Raw genomic sequence first — 5,612 nt, forward strand, 5'->3', positions numbered from 1 at the left:
ATAACATCACTACGTTGTAATGTGCAGACGATTTCAGCTCTTTCTGACCGGCGCATCAAAGAGAATATCAAATCTAACGTACCAGGCCTGCGTTTTATCACCAAGCTAACGCCAGTTACTTATCACATTAACAAAGTCAAAGAAGCAAAACTGGTAGGGTATTCACTTGCAAATGTTAAAGAGGACCCGACCTTGCATAGTGGTTTTATAGCGCAGGAAGTTGAACAGGCAGCCAAGGCAGCGGGCTACGATTTTGAAGGGGTACGTCGGGAGGAAGACGGGAAATATTATACACTAGGGTACACATTATTTGTCGTTCCGCTCGTCCAGTCGGTGAAAGAGCTTAATGCAGAGGTTGAAGAACTCAAAGCCAAACTACAGGAAAGCACAACTGCTTATAATCAATTGTCGGACCAGGTGAAACGTTTACAGGATCTGTTAGGGGTACCAAAAGCAGAGATGAGTGCGAAGAAATAATAAGCCTTGCTACATCAAGCTTTTCATGAGATAACAGAAACAACTGTTACCTCATGAAAAGTCTGCTGAAATTGAGCCATTTTTTTAAAGATGTCACTAGTTTGCTTATGTTATTCCCGTTCCCGATCCAGCAACAACATTACTGCCTTTGTAAGATCATCATTAGCTAAGGAATAATACATCTCCTTACCCTGGCGCACACTCTGCAAAAGTTTATGATCTTTCATTTTGGTTAAATAATGCGACAACAACGACGTATCAACCTGCAGATGTTGCTGTAACGCCGTTACGTTCATTGTCGATTGCCCCGCCAGGGCAAGTATTATTCGAATACGAATGGGATGAGCGATTAATTTCAAGATTTCCGCTGCCTGGTCTACTTTCTGTTCACTCATCTTGGTTGAAGAAGTAAATAATTTTGCAATCTAAATAAACAAATACGGTCGCACAAGTCTACTCTACCGATTTACTATATCGATTTTGATCAGACAAACGACTACCTGCGTTGTCTATGTATTGAAAGTTCGGCTTATGAGAACGGAACGATTTGTTAGTACAGCTACAACCAGCTTTCACCCGATAAGCTTCAAGTGTAAGTATTTATCTAATCAATAGTGAGGAAACGCGCCTTTTTAGGGTACTCACGCTGTTCAGGGACGAAGCCGGAAATAGACAGTAAATAGCGCCTGCTGCACTTCTACTTCCCGACAAACCCCCTCTGCGTAATAGTAGCGGTTTTTACGCCCGTCGGGTAAGGTCATCTCATAAACGTGCGAAGATATAGGCTTAAGTGAACAGAACTGGCCGAAGCGCTCTGAAAATAGTTCGCGAATACCATGGGGCTCCTGCGTGTATAAACTAGCCGTACTGTAGGTTACCCGACGGTTATTTAGTTTTGATTGATTTCCATTAACCTGGATATGATACGTAGCGCCGTCCCAGCGGACCATTGCGTCGTGACGGGTTTTGCCATTAAGCTGATCATAAAACCGGGCTTCCGTTAACTGCTTATCCTGATAGGTACTTGTAAACCGGGTAACCATCCGTCGCTCGCCTAACAGTTGCAGACGTACATCAGCATCAACCCGGTATTGCAGGCCAGTGGAAGTTGGCAACGTAGTGACCTGCATCTTTCCAACGGTGCGATCATTAACGATCACGTCGTAGAGTAGTTCTGATTGAGGGGAAAGTCTGCACAGCACTAGTTGGAGCAGTGTAATCCCAAGCCATTGTACGAGTAACATATTCTTAAAAACGTTTTTCTGTTCATTAGAACGTCCAGAAAAAGACTATCCGTGAATATTCTTCTCCTATGCAGCTATTTCCATAAACACTGCGTGGAATTATTCCACTAGTACGAAAATAACCTCCAATCAGCAATTAGAGTTATACGTGCGCAACTGAATGCTTGCGGAGAGCCCCGTAGCCTTGTTCAACTACGCTGATTTAAGTAACTGAACAACAAGCAAGTCTAATACGCCCAGAAACACTTCCCGAGATTACATACTTTTTCAAATATACGTTTATGCAATGACAAACGCTCAGAAAAAGCAGGGTATTTATGAAGAACAACTACTCGCAGGCAAGGGTGCTCAGCAGCGGTGCTAGTCGGATGATCGTAAACATAAGCGTCAAAGATCGGTTTGATTTGAGGTAGTAACCATTATTTCTTACAACAAGTACATTGTTCTTAACGATATAGTTACCCAATCTACCATTTTGCTAAAATAAGCTGCCAAGCTGATGATTTGTAATAAATTTGCTACGTAATAACTCATACCAATTGTGACGTCCAGCGCCCCCTTGAATGACGAGAACGCAGCCCTTGCCGAACGATTAAGTTTCACCCTACAGGCAGCTGAAATTGGTACGTGGGATTACAATCTGGAAACGGGCGTAGCGGAGTGGTCGTCCATTTGTAAAGAACTATTCGGCATTCCGCCTGACGCCCATGTGACAGCCTCTCTTTTATTAGAGCGAGTGCATCCTGATGATCGTGAATGGGTCAATCAGGCGAATATAAAGGCGGTAAGTCCCAACACAGACGGTATTCATAATATCACCTTTCGTACCCTAACCGGTCAGGGTGGCTATCGCTGGGTACAGGCCAAGGGGCGAACCTATAGAAATAAACAGGGTGGTATACAGCGTTTTGCAGGTATCGTTCAGGATGTAACCTCGAGTATTGAGGCCCGCCAGCAACTTCTGGCCAGCCAGGAACGTTTTCGCAACCTTATCGAAGAAGCCCCCATAGCAACCTGTTTGTTTTTGGGCCGCGATATGGTCGTTGACGTAGCGAATAGCATCATGCTCAGCTACTGGGGAAAAGATTCGTCTGTATTAGGAAAGCCACTTGCGGAAGCCGTCCCCGAATTAGTAGGTCAACCATTTCTTCAGATTCTGAACGAAGTATTTACGTCTGGACAAACGTATGAATCGAAAAATGCCCCAGCCTATTTGGTCATGAATGGCGTTCCGGGTATTTATTATTTCGATTTTACCTTTAAACCCCTACGTAACGCCCAGGGCGAAGTGTATGCCGTTCTGGACATGGCTGTCGACGTAACGCAACAATACCAGGCTCAGCAACGGGTCGAAGCGGCTCAGCGACAGGTGCTTATTTCCTTCGAACAGTCGCCGGTCGCCATTGCGATCATCAGCCGGGAGAACCTTACCTTCCAGATGGCGAACCCCTTCTATGGTCAACTGGTTGGGCGTACGCCCGAGCAACTGGTCGGTAAACCTCTGCTGGAAGTAATGACCGAACTTCGGGGTCAAGGATTTGACCAATTGTTGCGGGATGTTATGGATACCGGCATTCCTTACAACGCTAAAGAAGTTCCTGTTACGGTAGATCGTCATAATCAGTTAGAAACCATTTACGTTGACCTGACGTACCAGCCCTGGCAGGACACCGATGGACAAAGTGGCCCAGCATCCATTAACGGCGTACTGGTTGTTGCTACCGACGTAACGGAGCAGGTGCTTTCCCGCAAAGCCATTGAAGCGAGTGAGGCCAAGTTGCGCTCCGTTATTGCCACCGCTCCGGCAGCCATGGGACTATTTATTGGCCGGGATCTGATCGTGGAAATGCCGAATCAGGCTTTTATTGATATTGTAGGCAAAGGACCCAATATTTCGGGCAAACCTTTGCGGGAGGTAATGCCCGAACTGGTCACGGAAAATCAACCGTTTCTGCATATTCTGGACGATGTCTATACGTCAGGAAAAACCTTCCAGACCTACGGGTCGCTGGTTAAGATTGTTCGCAACGGAGTGATGACGCACAATTATTATAATTTTACCTATTCGCCTTTACTCGATGCAGACGACCGTGTGTATGCCATCCTCGACATTGCCATTGACGTAACGGAAGGAATAAAGGCCCGACAGGAAACCGAAGAGAGCGAAGCCCGTTACCGCGCGTTATCGGAAGAGCTGGAAAGCCGGGTGCAACAACGAACCCAGGAAGTTGTTCAGGCTAACCAGGACCTTAAACGTTCGAACGAAAATTTGCAGCAGTTTGCTTACATTGCCTCGCACGACTTACAGGAACCGCTCCGGAAGATTCAGTCGTTCAGTACGTTATTAAAAGAGCAATTTGGTGATGAGCTGGGTGAAGGCGGACAGGATCTGCTCCAGCGCATGTCGTCGGCAGGAGCCCGCATGTCGACCTTAATTAAAGACCTCCTGGCGTATTCCCGAATTTCTACCCGCCAACAAATCTTTGGACTGGTTTCATTAAACGCAATCCTTGCCAACGTATTGAACACGCTGGAGTGGGATATTCAGCAGCGCGAAGCCCGTATTGAGGTGGATGATTTACCGACTATCAAAGGCGACGAATCTCAGTTAGGGCAGTTGTTTCAGAATCTACTATCCAACGCTCTGAAGTTTACTCCGGCTGGTAAAGCTCCTCAAATCCAGGTCCGGTGCTGCCGACTGAATGCGAACGAACTCCCGACGGATGCAAAACTCACAAGCCAGGCCTCCCTCCTTTACCAGATTAGTGTAAGCGATCAGGGTATCGGTTTTGATACGAAGTATTTAGACCGGATATTCCAGGTATTTCAGCGGCTACACGGCAGGAACGAATTTCCAGGAACCGGCGTCGGCTTAGCCATCTGTCAACGGGTAGTGGAAAACCACGGCGGGGCTATCACGGCCACAAGCAGACCCAACGAGGGCGCTACGTTTTGTGTCTATTTACCGTCCTGATCCAGTACGTTGCATTTCCGCGACCCCTTGCCCTCCTTTACCGGCAGCTATTATTCCCCACAGCCCTACCAGTCGGTTTCACTGAGGCTTCAATCCAGTATTATTCCCGAGTGTGATTTTGCGTAGGATTAGAAAAGAAAGCCAATCCAGGGGAGCCTAAAAACGTAATAATCTTCTGTGGTTCGTGATTTACCTGAAAAAGTAATTTCAGGCAGAATGGAATCCGTGCAATGTCTTTAATGGTGACAGCCAAGCATCAAACCAAGCTGGTACAGTTTTGTCATATAGTTGTTGTTGGGCTAGCCATCAACTAAATCGAGTCTCTAGCTTCGAAATAAGTCTAGCTGCGGCTCATTCAATAACAATTTAAAGCCGGCCTTTAGATTAGGCTATTAGTTGATTTATAGAATTACTCAAAATTTTCCTAAACTAATTGCAACTGGTAATTTATATTTACACTTGTATCTAAATCGGCGTTGCATCATGGAACCCAATCTACTACTAACTCGCCTGGGACCACGTATCAAGTTGTTCAGGCGTCATATACGTGAGTGGACTGACTTATTAATTCATCAGAGGCAGCTTCGACAGTTAACCCGGGCCGAATTAAATAATAAATTGTCAAGTCTTAGTGATTCCCAGCGTATTATCGAAAGGACACGACAGGCGAACCGACTCGCCCAATTAGACATTCGCCAAGCCCAGGAACGACAACGTCTCCAATTTCGTCAGCAGCAGGAAGAACGGAATCTGGAAGAAGTACTAAAGCCAGGGCAAGCTTAGTTCTTTAGTGAATCTATCATAGACGGAGAGAGGTCTAAGCCCGTATGTTCACCGTTGGTTGGTTGGTTAAGAAGGCCCGGAGTATCTCATCGTTACGGTCTCAGCTCTGTCTCAGGATAAAGAAACTAAAGAGA

General features: G+C 46.1%; 5 protein-coding genes. 3 read left to right on the forward strand and 2 right to left on the reverse strand.

The window, feature by feature from the left end:
- Positions 1 to 477, forward strand: a 477-nt coding sequence (locus ACOJS8_RS12435; RefSeq protein ID WP_420148862.1) for a tail fiber domain-containing protein, incomplete at its 5' end; no start/stop codon positions are given.
- Positions 478 to 587: 110 nt separating this feature from the next.
- Here the strand turns inward: ACOJS8_RS12435 and ACOJS8_RS12440 are convergent.
- Complete coding sequence (locus ACOJS8_RS12440) at positions 588 to 872, reverse strand: ArsR/SmtB family transcription factor (RefSeq protein ID WP_420148863.1); 285 nt, start codon at positions 870 to 872, stop codon at positions 588 to 590.
- A gap of 255 nt (positions 873 to 1,127) precedes the next feature.
- Entirely contained in the window at positions 1,128 to 1,721 is a 594-nt protein-coding gene (locus tag ACOJS8_RS12445; protein ID WP_420148864.1) for a DUF6134 family protein, read from the reverse strand.
- A gap of 541 nt (positions 1,722 to 2,262) precedes the next feature.
- Between ACOJS8_RS12445 and ACOJS8_RS12450 the strand changes: the two genes are divergently transcribed.
- A complete protein-coding gene (locus ACOJS8_RS12450; protein ID WP_420148865.1) occupies positions 2,263 to 4,695 on the forward strand; it encodes a PAS domain-containing sensor histidine kinase in 2,433 nt (810 codons plus the stop codon).
- Positions 4,696 to 5,178: 483 nt separating this feature from the next.
- A complete protein-coding gene (locus tag ACOJS8_RS12455; RefSeq protein ID WP_420148866.1) occupies positions 5,179 to 5,478 on the forward strand; it encodes a hypothetical protein in 300 nt (99 codons plus the stop codon).
- Positions 5,479 to 5,612 lie beyond the last annotated feature (134 nt).

It is taken from the genome of Spirosoma sp. (genome assembly GCF_048594605.1).
Classification (GTDB): Bacteria; Bacteroidota; Bacteroidia; order Cytophagales; family Spirosomataceae; genus Spirosoma.

Excerpts from the sequence above, each read along its gene's own strand:
- ACOJS8_RS12440 (WP_420148863.1), bottom strand. The coding sequence starts at position 872 with ATGAGTGAACAGAAAGTAGACCAGGCAGCGGAAATCTTGAAATTAATC.
- ACOJS8_RS12455 (WP_420148866.1), top strand. The coding sequence starts at position 5,179 with ATGGAACCCAATCTACTACTAACTCGCCTGGGACCACGTATCAAGTTG.
- ACOJS8_RS12445 (WP_420148864.1), bottom strand. The coding sequence starts at position 1,721 with ATGTTACTCGTACAATGGCTTGGGATTACACTGCTCCAACTAGTGCTG.